At 65.3% G+C, this 14,837-nt stretch carries 9 protein-coding genes; 8 read left to right on the top strand and 1 reads right to left on the bottom strand.

Features of this window, described 5'->3' with window-relative positions:
- The first annotated feature begins 126 nt into the window (after window positions 1-126).
- The 6 genes from FMM02_RS01455 (at window position 127) to addB (ending at window position 10,771) form a co-directional block, all read left to right on the top strand.
- A complete protein-coding gene (locus FMM02_RS01455; RefSeq protein ID WP_147493202.1) occupies window positions 127-3,210 on the top strand; it encodes a TonB-dependent receptor domain-containing protein in 3,084 nt (1,027 codons plus the stop codon).
- A gap of 120 nt (window positions 3,211-3,330) precedes the next feature.
- Window positions 3,331-5,685 (top strand): sensor histidine kinase, encoded by a 2,355-nt coding sequence (locus FMM02_RS01450; protein WP_147493201.1) that lies wholly within the window; start codon window positions 3,331-3,333, stop codon window positions 5,683-5,685.
- Window positions 5,682-6,119 carry a tRNA (adenosine(37)-N6)-threonylcarbamoyltransferase complex ATPase subunit type 1 TsaE gene (tsaE, locus tag FMM02_RS01445; protein WP_147493200.1) on the top strand — a complete coding sequence of 146 codons (438 nt, stop codon included), beginning with the start codon at window positions 5,682-5,684 and terminating at the stop codon, window positions 6,117-6,119. The genes FMM02_RS01450 and tsaE overlap by 4 nt, the downstream gene beginning before the upstream one ends.
- Window positions 6,104-7,105 carry an aminoglycoside phosphotransferase family protein gene (locus FMM02_RS01440; protein WP_246104797.1) on the top strand — a complete coding sequence of 334 codons (1,002 nt, stop codon included), beginning with the start codon at window positions 6,104-6,106 and terminating at the stop codon, window positions 7,103-7,105. Before tsaE ends, FMM02_RS01440 begins: the two co-directional genes overlap by 16 nt.
- Window positions 7,102-7,863, top strand: a complete 762-nt coding sequence (locus FMM02_RS01435) for a nucleotidyltransferase family protein (protein ID WP_147493199.1) — start codon at window positions 7,102-7,104, stop codon at window positions 7,861-7,863. Before FMM02_RS01440 ends, FMM02_RS01435 begins: the two co-directional genes overlap by 4 nt.
- Window positions 7,856-10,771 carry a double-strand break repair protein AddB gene (gene addB, locus FMM02_RS01430; protein WP_147493198.1) on the top strand — a complete coding sequence of 972 codons (2,916 nt, stop codon included), beginning with the start codon at window positions 7,856-7,858 and terminating at the stop codon, window positions 10,769-10,771. Before FMM02_RS01435 ends, addB begins: the two co-directional genes overlap by 8 nt.
- A 1-nt stretch (window position 10,772) precedes the next feature.
- Here addB and FMM02_RS11135 read toward each other — a convergent pair whose 3' ends face one another.
- Window positions 10,773-10,934, bottom strand: a complete 162-nt coding sequence (locus FMM02_RS11135) for a hypothetical protein (RefSeq protein WP_187107811.1) — start codon at window positions 10,932-10,934, stop codon at window positions 10,773-10,775.
- Between the two features lie 83 nt (window positions 10,935-11,017).
- Between FMM02_RS11135 and addA the strand changes: the two genes are divergently transcribed.
- Window positions 11,018-14,425, top strand: a complete 3,408-nt coding sequence (gene addA / locus FMM02_RS01425) for a double-strand break repair helicase AddA (protein WP_246104796.1) — start codon at window positions 11,018-11,020, stop codon at window positions 14,423-14,425.
- A 55-nt stretch (window positions 14,426-14,480) separates the two neighbouring features.
- Window positions 14,481-14,807 carry a thioredoxin TrxA gene (trxA, locus tag FMM02_RS01420; RefSeq protein ID WP_147493197.1) on the top strand — a complete coding sequence of 109 codons (327 nt, stop codon included), beginning with the start codon at window positions 14,481-14,483 and terminating at the stop codon, window positions 14,805-14,807.
- Window positions 14,808-14,837 lie beyond the last annotated feature (30 nt).

Raw genomic sequence — 14,837 nt, 5'->3', positions numbered from 1 at the left:
CAACGCGTTTTTGTGGCATCTGGGTAACAGTCGCATGCAAAGGTGCCCTCCGCGGCCTGCAAATGTTTGAAAGTCGCGGAAGTTTCGGCAACGGTCCCCCCAGCAATTCTGCTCAGGGGTTGATTCATGAATCGTAGATCTTTCACCGCGCTGGCGGGCGTGTCCTTCTTCGCACTTGCTGCGGCGGCGCCGGCCTATGGCCAGACGCCCGACACAGTCCTTCCCAACGAAGACGCTTGCCAGGCTCCGGCCGGCCAGGTCGACAAGGATGCTTGCCCGGATGTGGCCGAGCAGCAGAGCTCGGCTGGCGCCGAAGCTGGTTCCTCGTCGGAAGCCATCGTCGTCGTGGGTTCGCGCATTCCGCGCAACGAATTTAATACCGCCGACAACATCAAGGTCCTCACCCGCAGCGAGAGCACGCAGGCGGGTTTCGTGTCGACCGCCGAAGTGCTGCAGAGCACCGCGGTCACCGGTGGTACCTCGCAGATCAATGACAGCTATGGCGGCTTCGTCGTCAACGGCGGTCCGGGCGTTAACACCATTTCGCTGCGTGGCCTTGGCGCCACCCGTACCCTGGTGCTGATGAATGGCCGTCGCGTGACGCCGTCGGGCTCGCGTGGCGCCGTTGGTTCGGCCGACCTTAATACGCTTCCGTCGATCATCGTTGACCGGGTTGAAATCCTCAACACCGGTGCGTCGTCGATTTACGGTTCGGATGCTGTCGCGGGCGTTGTGAACATCGTCACGCGCAGCAAGTTCCAGGGCGTTCAGATCGAAGCCCAGCACAATATCCCCGAAGTCGGCGCCGGTTCGGCCTACCGCTACGGCGTCATTGCCGGCAAGCAGTTCGGCCGCCTCGACCTCCTCGGCTCGTTCGAATATTACAAGCGCGATTCCCTTGCGGTCGGCGATCGTGATTTCGCAAGCTGCCCGACGGGTCGTTATGGCACCAACGGCGACGATTTCGGCGCGGGCGACTTCATCAATCCGCGCACCGGTGAACCGCAGTGTTTCCCGCTTGAAAACGGCGGCGTCACTGTCAACACGATCGCTACCCGTTCGATTACCTGGGACGGCACAAATTATGTGCTGGCTCCGGGCGTCCAGGAGCTGGCCCCTACCGGTACAGCGTTCTACCAGTGCAACCGCTTCCGGCCGCTAGCCGGCGCGCCGGGCACGGTTGTCCCTGGTTATGAGTGCGTCGGCGGCAACTATTTCAGTTCAACCGGCGCCTTCCTTGGCGGCATGAGCCTGAACCTGCGTGACACCCAGTCCAGCGATGCGCTCGAGCGCGACATCATCTCGGGCGCCAAGACCTATACGGGTTACGTCCAGGCGATCCTCGACACTGACATTCTCGGTAACGCGAAATTCTACGCGAACATGCTGGGCACCCGTCGTGACTCGGAGCAGGACGGCACGCGCCAGCTGACCATCGACTATCCGCGCAACAGCCCGCTGATCCCGGCTGAGCTCCAGGGCGCCGCCCCGGTCAACAGCTCGATCGGAATTCGCGTGTTCGGCGACTATGGTCTCTACAATAACCGCCAGACGGTCGATTTCTATCGCCTCAATGGCGGCATGATGGGCGACCTGCCGTTCAACTGGAACTATGATCTCTTCGCAGGTCACAGCTGGTCGAAGGCCAAGTACACCACCGACCTCGTCCTCACCGACCGCATCAACAACACGTTGAACGTGGTTCCGGACGGTTCGGGCGGCTATCTGTGCGCCAACGTCGCGGCTCGCGACCAGGGCTGCGTCGCGGCGCCGGCGCTTTCTGCAGACGTGGTGGGTGGCAACTTCAAGGATAACCCGTGGTTCGATTATATCGTCGAGCCGGTTACCGGGACCACGAAGTATAAGGAAAGCACGCTCAACCTGACGGTCAACGGTCCGCTCTTCGAGCTTCCGGCCGGCAAGATCCAGGCCGCGCTTGGCGTCGAGTACCGCAAGGCGGAAATCGACGACACGCCGGACGTCAACAGCCAGAACAACAACCTTTATGGCTTCACCTCGTCGTCGATCACCCGCGGCAAGGACAGCGTCTGGGAAGCCTTCGGCGAAATCGAAGTGCCGATCCTGCGCCAGCAGTTCTTCCACGCCCTGACGGTCAACGGCTCGGCCCGTTACACCGAGTATAAGAGCTATGGCGGCGACTGGACCTACAAGGTTGGCGGCCTGTTCTCGCCGGTTCGCGCCGTGTCGCTCCGCGGCAGCTATGGCACCTCTTACCGCGCCCCGGCGCTGTTCGAGCAATTCCTTGGCGCGACCACGGGCTTCCTGAATTCGTCGACCGATCCTTGCGCCAACCTCAACGCGGTCACCAACCCGCTGGTCCGTGATCGCTGCCTTGCCGAAGGGCTGCCGCCGACGTTCCAGCAGAACAACAGCGTGACGGTCATTGGTGTCGGCGGTGCCGATGCCGGCCTGAAGGCTGAAACCTCGAAGGCGCTGACCTATGGTATCGTGGTCCAGCCTCCGCTTGGCGACTTTGCCGACGTCAGCCTGTCGGTCGACTATTTCGACGTTCGTGTCGAAAACGGCATCTCGCGCCTGTCGGCTTCGCAGGTCTTGTCGCAATGCTACAGCAGCCCCGAGCGGACGCTGTGCGACACGCCGTTCATCGTCCGCCAGCCCTACACGGGCCCGGGCACCGGCGCGCTTCAGGTCACCACGAGCTACATCAACATCTCGGACGCTCGGGTGAAGGGCCTGGATTTCAACGCTCGTTTCGTGAAGGACCTCGGCCCCGGCCGCTTCTCGTTCGACGCGGCGATGACCCGGTTCAAGCAGCGCTACAGCCGTACGCTTCCGACCGACGACATTCTCAATGTCATCGGCCTGATCAGCAACCCGAAGTGGACCGGTACGTTCGACGCCAACTACAAGATGAACAAGTTCAACTTCCACTATGGCGTTGAGTGGGTCGGCAAGACGGACGCGCAGGATTATGCCGAACCTTTCGGCTTCAATCCCAACCGGTACGACCTGAAGACCCCGGACTACTTCCTGCACAATGCGTCGATCCGCTACGACGATCGTCGCTTCGGGCTGACCCTGGGTGTCCGTAACCTGTTCGACCGTGATCCCCCGGTGATCTCGGCCGACTATACCAACCTGGTCGGTAACGCGCCGCTTTACAGTGGCTATGATTACCGCGGCCGCACGTTCTTCCTGAACGTCCGCGCCGGCTTCGGCACCCGTTAAGCCGGTTTTGGCGGCTTCGTCCGCCGGACGGAGAAGTTGGGGTCGTCCTTCGGGGCGGCCCCTTTTTCTTTGCCTTTCGTCGCCCTATGACGAAGTCATGAGGCGGGGCCGGTCCAGGACATGATAGTCGGCGCAAAGGCGGCCGCCGCCATCATCGTTCTCGCGGCCATCTGGGTTGCGATTGCCGCCGTCATGGCCGTGATGGCAGCGCGCCGGTTGCGCCGCGCCGAGGCCGTGATCGGATCGGCAAGAACCATGCGGGCGATGCTTGAGGCCGCCCCGGCGCGCGCCGCGCTGATCGCCCCCGACGGGAAGGTCGAGCTCGATGCCGGACTGCTCCGGGAACTCGGTCTGAAAGAACTGCCCGCAAGCTTCACGGAGTTGGGGGACGAAGGTGCGGGCTTCGAACCTGACGACGTCGAGGCGCTTGGCCAGGCAATTGATGCCCTGCGGCTCGGCGCTGCTCCAATCCAGCGGCAAGTTCGCCTCGCCGGGCGCGACCGGATGATGGAAGTGCGCGGCGCGCTTGCGCCGGCGCCTGCCAAGCCCGGAACCGCACTGCTGTGGTTCTTCGACGTGAGCCAGGCCGAGTCGGACCGGGCGAAGCTGTCTACCCGACTCGTCCAGACCGAGGCGGCGCTCGATGCGCTTACCCACCTCATCGAAAGTGCGCCTTTCCCGATGTGGTATCGGGGGCCCGACCTTAGCCTTGGGCTGGTCAACTCGGCCTTTGTGGCGGCGGTCGAGGGCGGCGACGCCGCCGATGTCATCGAGCGCGGGGCGGAATTGATCGATACCGTCGGGGCCGACAGCGCCAAGTCCGGCGCCGAGCGCGCGCTTGAGACGGGAAGGCCCTATTCGCGGACTCAGCCGGCGACGATCGGCCAGGAGCGAAGAATGCTTCGCATCGTCGACGTGCCCTTGCCGACCGGAGCGGTCGCGGGCTTCGCGATCGACATCCAGGACCTGGAGGACGCGCGGATCGAATTGGCCAGTCACCAGCAATCGCAGCGTGAGCTTGCGGACCGCATGGCTGCTGGCGCCGCCCAGTTCGACGGCGACCGGCAACTGGCCTTCTACAACCAGCCCTTTGCGATCATGGCCCAGCTCGATTCCGACTGGCTGGCAGAAAACCCCGAATTCGACCGGGTGCTGGAGCGGATGCGGGAAAATGGCCGGTTGCCCGAGGTCCGCGACTTTCCGGCCTGGAAGGCGGAACGGCGCGGCTGGTTCACGTCGCCCGAAGAGGCGATCGAGGAAGACTGGATTCTCGCTAACGGTGACCATCTTCGGATCCTTGGACAGCCCTTACCGGACGGCGGCTTGCGGCTGATTTTCGAGGATCGTACCGAGCAAGTCAGGCTGGCGTCGGCCCGCGACACGCTTTTGCGTGTGCGCGGCGCAACCTTCGACAACCTTTTTGAGGTGATCAGCGTTTTCGCCTCGGATGGCCGCCTCTATCTTTGGAACCGGCGTTTCAGCGAGCTCTGGGACCTCGACGAGGTGTGGCTGGCGGAACATCCGCGGGTCGACGAACTGGTTCCGGCAATGGCCAAGCGGCTGGTCAACCCGACTGCTGCGGCCCAGGTTCGCGAACTTGTCCGTTCGACAACCAGCGGGCGCCAGTCGGGCACTGGCCGGGTGTCTTTGACGGACGGCCGCCATTTCGATTTCGCGGCCGTGCCGCTTCCGGACGGCAACGCGCTCGTCACGATGATCGACGTGACCGATTCCAGTCGCATCGAGGCGGCGCTTCGCGAGCGGGCAACCGCACTGGAGGAGGCCGACAAGATCAAGACCGATTTCGTCGCCAACATGAGCTACGAATTGCGCACGCCGCTGACCTCGATCGGCGGCTTCGCGGAGATGCTTGCCGCGGGTTATGCGGGCAAACTGCCCCCTGCCGCGGGTGATTATGTCGGCGCGATCCTCGAATCGGTGGAGCGGCTGTCCAGGCTCATCAACGACGTTCTCGACCTGACCCAGGGTGACACCAAGGGGGTCCAGCTGGAGCGGGAGCGGGTCGACATCGCCGGCATGTGCCGCGCCGCGGCGGAATCCTTTCGCCGGGCGGCGGCGGAGAAGGGCCAATCGCTGGAACTGTCGGTCGATCCCGCGACTGGCAGCGTTATCGGCGACGCGCGGCGATTGCGGGAGTCGGTCGAACATCTGCTGCGCAACGCCGTCGCCTATACCGAAAGCGGCGATCATATCCGGATCGAAGCCAGCGGGAATGACGAGGCGGCGATTATCGTCGTGGCGGATGACGGACCCGGCATCGCCGAGGCCGACCAGGCGCAGGTTTTCGCCCGTTTCCATCGCAGCGGTCCTGCGTCGCGCGGGGAGGCCGCCCTGGGACTTGGCCTGCCGCTCATCCGCCAGTTCATCGAGGCGCATGGCGGGACAGTCGAACTCGAGTCGGCGCTTGGCAAGGGTACCGCGGTGAAACTGACTATCCCGCGAGCACCGCAATGATCCTAAAGAACGAACGGGCGGCGTTGTCAGCGGGCGCCAGGATCGCTGGCCTTCTTCGCGCGGGGGATGTCATCACCCTCCGGGGTCCCTTGGCCGCGGGCAAAACCACGCTCGTTCGGGGCCTTCTGGGCGAGCTCGGGCACCAGGGCGATGTGCCAAGCCCAAGCTTTGCGATCGTCCAGCCCTATGACGCGCTGGAGCCGCCGGTGTGGCACGTCGACCTCTATCGACTTGAGGATGCGTCGGAAATCGATGAACTCGGGCTCGACGATATCCGTGCCGAAGGGGTGTTGATCATCGAATGGCCAGAGCATGGGCCCAGCGGCGCATGGCCGGAAGCGCTCGCCCTGTCGCTGGAGATGCGACCAGATGGCGCTCGCGCCTTGACAGCACAGGTGCCCGAGGCATGGGAAGGGCGATGGCCGCTCCAATGATCCCGCCCGAAAGCGCTGCAGATTTCCTTGACCGGCATGGCTGGCAAGGTGCCGAGATCCTCCCGCTGGCTGGCGATGCCAGTTTTCGCCGCTATTTCCGCGTCCAATGCGGGGACCGGCGCGCGGTCCTGATGGACGCCCCGCCCCCGCACGAGGATCCGCGACCTTTTGTCGCCATCGCTGACTGGTTGGGGCAGGTCGGGCTGGTGGCGCCCAGGGTGCTGGCGCAGGACCTGGATCGGGGGCTGCTGCTGCTTGACGATCTTGGCGATTCTCGGATGCGGGAGGCGCTGGACGAAAATCCGCAGGCCGAGCGCGATCTCTACGAAACGGCGGTCGATGTGCTGGTCCACCTTCACCGGCAAGCGCCCATGGCCGGGCTTCTGCCCCACGGACTTGACGAATGGCTGACCGAACTCAGGCTGTTTCCTGAATGGTACCTGCCTGCGGTTGAAAGCGATCCGATCAACCTCGATGAGTGGGACGATGCCTGGCGACAGGTTCTGGAGCCGGTCGCGAGCGACGGTCTCGGGCCGGTGACGGTGCTGCGCGACTACCATGCGGAAAATGTCATGCTGGTTGACGGCCGCGGCGGGATCGAGCGGTTTGGCTTGCTCGATTTCCAGGACGCGCTGGCCGGTCATCCGGCCTATGACCTAGTATCGGTGCTGGAAGATGCCCGGCGGGATGTCCCGCCTGCGCTGGAGCGGGACATGATCGACCGGTACCTGGCGAAGGCGGGTGTCGGATCGCGGTTCGAGGCCGCCTATTGGGCGCTGGCGGCACAGCGCAACACGCGGATATTGGGCGTGTTCTGCCGCCTATGGAAACGCGATGGCAAGGAACGGTACAAACAGTTCCAGCCGCGCATGTGGGGCCTCCTGGAACGCGACCTTGCGCAGCCGGGGCTGGAGCCCGTCAGGTCATGGTTCGATTCCCATGTACCGCACGCCTTCCGTGCCTCCGCGTGGCAGGCCGACGCATGACCCGCAAGACCCGCGCCTTGTCGTTGCGGCCCGCTGTGGAGGCCGCGGTCCCCGATACGGCCATGGTCATGGCGGCGGGGCTTGGAAAACGCATGCGGCCGCTGACCGCGACCCGTCCCAAGCCGCTGGTCGAAGTGGCTGGCAAGCCGCTGATCGATCATGTCCTCGATCGGCTTCGGGCAGCGGGCGTCGGCCGGATCGTCGTTAATGTCCATTACCTCGCCGATGCGCTGGAAGCCCATCTCAAGGGTCATGCCAGCGATTTCGACGTAACGGTCAGCGATGAGCGGGCGCGGCTGCTGGAAACCGGCGGCGGGCTGGTCCAGGCCGAGAAGCTGATCGACGCCGACCCCTTCCTGGTGGTCAACAGCGACAATTTCTGGCTCGACGGGCCGACCGACACGTTGAGGATGCTCGCGTCGCACTGGCGCGAAGGGGAAATGGACGCGCTCCTGCTGCTCGTCCCGCACGCGCGCGCTGGCAATCACCGGGGGCAGGGCGATTTTCACATGAAGCCCGATGGGCGGCTTTCCCGGCGCGCGACGGGGAGGGTCGCGCCCTATGTCTATACCGGCATTCAGATGGTCTCGAAAAAGCTGTTGCGCGACGCCCCCGAAGGCCCGTTCTCGACCAACATCTTCTGGGACCGGGCGATCAGCGAGAATCGCTGCTTCGGCGTCGTTCATCAGGGTCTTTGGTTCGACGTTGGCTCCCCGGCGTCGATTGGCGCGACCGAACTCGCGCTGGCGAATGGCTGACGGCGGGCTGTTCGACCGCAGGACTCCCGGCGAGCCGCTCGCCTATTCCATTCCTGCCCACCGCAGTTTCGCGGATGCCCTCGTCAATGGCCTGTTGAAGGCGCTTGGGCGTGACGCGCAGGTGCTTGCGTCCGGCCGAATCTTGCTGCCCAACAATCGCGCCGTAAGGACGGTTACCGAAGCCTTCGTTCGCGCCAGTGGGGGTGGCTTGGTCCTGCCGAGGTTGCTTGCGATCGGCGATCCCGAGCTTGGCGAACGTAGCGGGGGAGCGCTTGACCCGCTCGACTTTGCCGACGAGATCGCCCCCGCAATCGAGCCGCTGGAGCGGCAATTGCTGCTGGCGCGGTTGCTGCGCGCAGAGGGGGAGGGGGCGGCCGAGGCGATGCGGCTCGCCGCCGAAGTGGCCCGGACGATGGACGCCTTGGCGATCGAAGAGGTGCCCGCCGCGGCGCTTACCGACGCAGTGGCTGGAAATGACGAGCTTGCCGCCCATTGGCTGAAGGCGATCGCGCGCTTCCGTCTGCTGCTTGAGCGATGGCCATCGCTGATGGCGGAGCGCAGCCTGATGTCGCTTGCGGAACGGCGGGGGCTGCAGTTTCGCTCGCTGGCCCGGCGTTGGCGCGAGCGGGGCCCTGCCGGCTTCACCATTGCCGCAGGCGTGACCACCGCCGCGCCTGCCGTAGCAGAGCTGCTGGCGCAGGTTTCGCGGCTTCCCGAGGGCGCGGTTATTTTGCCCGCGCTCGCCGATCAGCGGTCTATGCCCGATGAGCAATGGGATCAGCTCGGTCCCGACGAGGAGGGTCGGAGCGCGCCGACCCATCCGCAATTCCACCTGAAGCAGCTGCTAGCGCGGATCGGGATCAATCGCGCGGAGGTTCGGCCTTGGATCGGCGCCGGTCGCGCCTCGTCGACATCAGCGCGCGGGCGAGCGGTGATACAGGCCATGGCTTCGCCCCGGTTCACCGACCGCTGGGTGGCCTTGCCGCCGGCCGAAAGGCGCCTGACCGGGATCAGGATTGCCGAATTCCCAGACCCGGCGAGCGAGGCGCAAGGCATTGCCATTGCGCTCCGGGAAGCGCTCGAGCGGCCGGGCAAGACAGCCGCGTTGGTTACTCCCGACCGTCAGTTGGCATCCAGGGTGTCGGCCCATCTCAAGCGCTGGGGGATCGAGGCCGACGACAGTGCCGGGCAACCGCTTTCGGCGACCCCCGCAGGCACATTGCTGCTGGCGACTGCGGCCGCGGTCGTCGAGCGATTCTCGCCGGTTCGGTTGCTTGCGATGCTCAAGCATCCGCGCGTCGGCGGCGAAGGGGAGCATCGCCGCCGCTGGCTCGACGATGTGCGGGCGATCGACCTTGGGCTGCGTGGCCCGCGGCCCAATGCCGGAATCAAGGGACTCGATGAGCATTTTGCTGAGGCGCACGAGGTGCCAAGGGCCGCTTGGCACCGAATCCGTCCGGCTGTCGAAGCACTCGACCGGCCGGTTGGGACTTTGGACCTGGTGGCGCTGGCCGCGCTGCTTCGTGAAAGCGTCCATAGCTTGGCCGGCGACCAGGCCTGGAGCGGCCCTGACGGGCGCGCCGCAGCGGAATTGCTCGGCGGGCTCGAGCGTTCATCCGACGGAGCGAAGATCGGGGTCGCTCCCGGGGATGTGTTGCCGCTCCTGGGCCAGTTGATGGACGGTGTGATCGTCCGGCGGCCTTATGGCGGTCACCCGCGCATCTTCATCTGGGGTCTGCTGGAAGCCCGGCTTCAGCAAGCCGATCTGATGGTGCTCGGTGGGATGAATGAGGGCGTCTGGCCTTCGCTTCCGCCGCCGGACCCATGGCTGGCCCCACAGATACGGCAGACGCTGGGGCTTCCAGGGCTTGAATTTCGAACCGGCCTGGCGGCGCATGATTTCATGAGCGCGCTCGGTGCGCCGCGCGTGCTGTTGACCCGTTCGCGGCGCGACAGCCGCTCGCCGACCATCGCCTCGCGCCTGTGGCTTCGCCTCCAGGCAATGACCGGGGGAATGACCCGCGACCAGCGGTTGGAGCGGTTGGCGCAGGCACTGGATGCGTCGGACAAGGTCGAGCCTGCCGGCCGCCCGGCGCCAAGGCCGCCGATCGAGGTACGGCCACGGCGGATCGCAGTAACAGACCTCGACCGTCTGAAGGCCGATCCCTTCGCCTTCTATGCCAAGGCCATCCTCGACCTTCGCGCACTAGACCCGGTCGATGCCGAACATCATGCGGCCTGGAAGGGAACTGCGGTCCACACGGTGCTGGAAAGCTGGTTCAAGGGAGACGGATGCGATCCCGAACGATTGGCGGGACGGGCCCAGGCGATGATCGCGGACGAGCGAATCCATCCGATGCTCCGCGCCCTATGGTCGCCGCGGCTGATGGAATCGATCGAGTGGATCGCGGCGGAAACCGCAAGCGACCTCGCGGCGGGTCGCACACCCGTGCTTGCCGAGGAAAAGGGCGAGGCGGAGGTGGCGGGGATCCTGCTGTATGGCAAGGTCGACCGGATCGACCGTCTCGGCGATGGCCGCCTGGCGATCGTCGATTACAAGACCGGGCAGGCGCCCAAGCCCAAGGCCGTCGCCGAAGGTTTCGCGCTGCAGCTTGGCCTGTTGTCGCTAATCGCGCGCGGCGGCGGCTTCGGCGCGGTCAAGGGCGAAGCCGGTGCGCATGAATATTGGTCGCTGGCGAAGAAGAACGGCAAGTTCGGTTATCGTCAGTCACCCGACGACGGCGATCCCTCGGCATTTGTGGACAGTGCCTATCGCCACTTCGCGGCGACCGTTTCGGCTTATTTGCTGGGAAGCGAACCCTTCACCGCCAAACTCGACCCGGCCTACGCCCCCTATGAGGATTACGACCAGCTCATGCGTCTAGAGGAATGGTATGGCCGCGATTGAGCTAGTCCGTCCCGTCCGCCTTGGGGCGGCCGCCCTTGGGCTTCTTGACCTTGGAGGCATAGAGCAGCGCGGCAACGATCGCAGCCGATCCGACGCCGACCGCTACGCCGGCCTTGACCAGCTTTGTCCGCCGTTCCTCATCCCGACTGTCGTCGCTCATCATTTCCTCGCCTTGCTGCCTGACGCCTGTCCCTATTCGCTCGGCGAGCCCTTGCAAAGTCTCCTGGCCGGAAAGGACCGACGTTCGTGCGCCGCCGCCTGAAACCGATGCCAAGATTGCAGGGCGCCCAGGCCCAGGCGTCGGATCCCTCCGCCCATGCTGCGCTGTCCGCTTCGGCTGGAACCGGCAAGACGCATGTGCTGGCGTCGCGGGTGATCCGATTGTTGCTGCGCGGCGTGCCGCCATCGTCGATCCTGTGCCTGACCTTCACCAAGGCCGGGGCCGCAGAAATGGCCAACCGCGTGGGCGAGCGGCTTGCCCATTGGGTGCGATTGCCGGACGCCGATCTGGCCGCGGAGCTCGCCGCGCTCCACGAGGAATTTGGCGAGCGCCATGTCAGGCAGGCGCGGCGGCTGTTCGCGCAGGTGCTGGAGTCGCCGGGCGGTGGCCTTCGCATTCAGACGATTCATAGTTTTGCGCAGGCGCTTCTCGCGGCTTTTCCCGCCGAAGCCGACATCGCCCCCGGTTTTCGCCCGATCGAGGGGCGCGCAGAGGAAGAACTGGCTCGCAGGACGCTGGCGGCATTGCTCGAACAGGCCGAGCGGGACGGTGATGAAAATCTCGGCGCTGACATCTCCGCGCTCACCCTGCGCCTGGGCGAGGAAGGAGCGGAGCGCTACCTGATGGCCTGTGCCCGCGCTCCCGAGGCGATGGCCGCGCTGGGGGAAGCGGCGGACATCGAGACGCGCCTGAACCTGATCATCGGGATCGAGGATGGAAACGCCAACGCCGAGATCGTGCGGCGGCTGACCGACGGGGCGATCGATCATGGCCTATTCGCGCGGCTGGGCGATGCCAATCGCCGCTGGGGGCGCGATTCGGGCCTGAAGATCGCGGCCCACTTGGACGCGTTTCTCGATGCCTCGCCTGATGCGCGGGCCGACATGCTGGACAGCGTCGGATCCGGCCTAGTTACCGCCGCCGGCGAACCGTGCAAGGCAAGGGCCGGACAGATCAAGGCTGACCCCGGCTATCAGCAGTGGGTCGACCAGTTCACCGATTGGCTGGTTGGTCTTCGCACCTTGGTCGCCGCTGCGAATTTCGCGAGCATCCAGGCCGCAGGACTTCGCGCGGGACAGGCTTTCGCGGCTGCCTATACGCGCGCAAAGCGCGCCGCCGGCGTCGCCGACTTCAACGACCTGATCCGCTGGACCCGCCACCTGTTCGCCCAGGCAGGGATGGGCGAATGGGTACGCTACAAGCTCGATCAGCGCACCGATCATGTGCTGGTCGACGAAGCGCAGGATACCAATGCCGACCAATGGGCGATCGTTGACGCGCTCGCCGGGGAGTTCTTCAGCGGCTCCTCCGAAGGCGAAGGGCGACAGCGCAGCCTGTTTATGGTCGGAGATTACAAGCAGGCAATCTTCGGCTTCCAGGGCACCAATCCCCGCGAATATGAGAACTTCCGAGGGCGGATCGCGGACAAGGCCGAAGCGGCGATGCGCGCCGCAATCGAGTCCCAGGTGGAAGCCCGCGAATTCCGCAACCTGTCGATCGAGGCCAGTTTTCGCAGTTCGCCACCGGTGCTGGACGTGGTCGACGCGGTCATCGCCGAGGTCGGTTTCGCCGAGATGGGACTACCCGAACCACCCAATCTGCACGCGGCGCACCATCGGTCACGGCCGGGCTGCGTGGAACTGTGGGCGCCGTTCGGCGCCGAGGGCGACCAGTCCGACCTGGACTCCGGGGAAGAGGCCTGGATAAACGAGCCGGCTCGACTCTACGCAGATGCGCTCGCGCGGCAGGTCGGGAAGTGGCTGGCCGAGGCGCCGCCCGTAGCGTCCACCGGGCGACCGCTGTGCGCGGGGGACATATTAATCCTCGTCCGCAGCCGCGGGGAGCTGGCGTCGCTGATCGTCGCCCGGCTCTACGCCCATGGCGTTCCCGTCGCGGGTATCGACCGGCTTCATCTTCACAAACCGCTGGCGGTGAGGGACCTGCTCTCGACGATCAAATTCGCCGTCCAGCCGCTCGATGACCTCAATCTTGCAGGTTTGCTGGTTTCGCCGCTGATCGGCTGGGATCAGGACCAGCTCTACGAGCTTGCCCAAGGGCGCAGCGGCAAGCTGTGGCCGGAGCTTGCGACGAAGCGCGAGCGCTATCCCCATTGGCAGCAGGCCCACGCGATCCTTTCCGAATGGCTGGCGATGGCGGAATATGTGCCGCCCGCGCTTTTCCTCGAAACGATCCTGTCCGGCCCGCTGCAAGGGCGAAGCAAGCTGATCCGCCGACTTGGGGAGGCAGCTCGCGACCCGATCGAGGAGCTGGTGAGCAGCGCGATGATGTTCGAGCGCGAGGAAATAGCCTCGCTCGACGCTTTCTTGGCCTGGTTTGGGCAGGGCGAGGTCGAAGTGAAGCGTGATCCTGCAGCGCCGGTCAACGCCGTTCGCGTGATGACCGTCCACGGCGCCAAGGGTCTCGAGGCTCCGCTGGTGGTGCTGGCTGATGCGACTCACGACCCGGACAAGGTTGGCGGCGTATCATCGATGATGACGATGGAGGTCCCGGGAGCTGGCCCGGTGCCCTTGCTTAGACCGCGCAAGGCCGAGCGATCGCCGCTGTTCCATGACCTTGTTGAGGCCGCAAAACGGAGCGATGCCGAGGAACATTGGCGACTTGCCTATGTCGGGCTGACCCGCTCCGCCGAGCGGCTGGTCGTCGCCGGGGTCAAGCCGAGCCGCGGCGTCCCGCCGAGGAGCTGGCATGCCGCTACGGCGCGCGCGATGGCTGGGCTTGGCGCCGCCAGCTTCCACCTCGAAGGCTGGGGCGACGGGTTGCGCTGGGAAGGCGCTGCCGCGCCCGCTGTCAGCACGCGGCGCCGAAGGGAGCCGATCCCGCCAATCGCGGTCCCCGACCTGCTTCGCTGCGACGCGCCCGACGAGGAGCGGCCGTCGCGCCCGCTCGCGCCGTCGCAACTCGCCGAGGACAAGGAGGCCATGCCACCGCCGTCGCCGGCGATGCGTTTTGCCGCTGAGCGCGGCAACCTGCTGCATGCATTGTTCGAGCGGTTGCCCGCGACTCTGGGTGCCGATCGGCGCGAGCTTGCCCTTCGCTGGCTCGGCCAGCGGGGTGTGGAGGGCGAAACCGCGCTGGAGATCGTAGAGGCCGCCTGTTCGTTGATCGATGATCCGCGGTTCGCCAGCCTGTTCGGCCCGGGTTCCCTCGGCGAAGCACCGATTGCCGCGACACTTGCCGATGGGCGGGTGGTTGCCGGGACGGTCGACCGCCTGTGTATCGGCGAAGAAGTGGTCCGGGTGATCGACTTCAAGACCGGGCGCGCGGTGCCACGGGATGAAGCGGATATTCCGCAAGGGCATCGGCTGCAAATGGACGCTTATGCCCAGGCCCTAGCGGTGATCTTCCCCGGCAGGCGGATCGAAGCCTCGCTGCTCTATACCTCCGGTCCGAGGCTGTTCAAGCTGACCGGTTGAGCAGGCCGCGGATCGTCCCCATATGGTGACGAACGCAAGAGAGAAGGAGTGCCTCATGGGCCACAATACCAAGACCGTCACCGATCAGAGCTTCGAGGCGGACGTCCTCAATGCTGACAAGCCCGTGCTGGTCGATTTCTGGGCGGAATGGTGCGGCCCCTGCCGGATGATCGCTCCCGCGCTGGAGGAAATTGCCGGCGACCTCGGTGAGAAGGTGACCATCGCCAAGATCAACATCGACGAAAATCCCGACACGCCGGGAAAATATGGTGTACGGGGCATCCCGACGATGCTGCTGTTCAAGAATGGCGAAGCAGTGGCTCAGAAGGTCGGTGCAGCGCCGCGAAGCCAGATCCAGCAATGGCTGGAAGGGCAGCTCTGACCAACTCGGCGTCACTGCGTTTCAATTGAC

The sequence above is a fragment of the Sphingomonas xanthus genome (assembly GCF_007998985.1).
GTDB classification, from domain to species: domain Bacteria; phylum Pseudomonadota; class Alphaproteobacteria; order Sphingomonadales; family Sphingomonadaceae; genus Sphingomicrobium; species Sphingomicrobium xanthum.
Note: the sequence above shows the minus strand (reverse complement) of the source record. Positions and strands in the feature narration are given on the sequence as shown.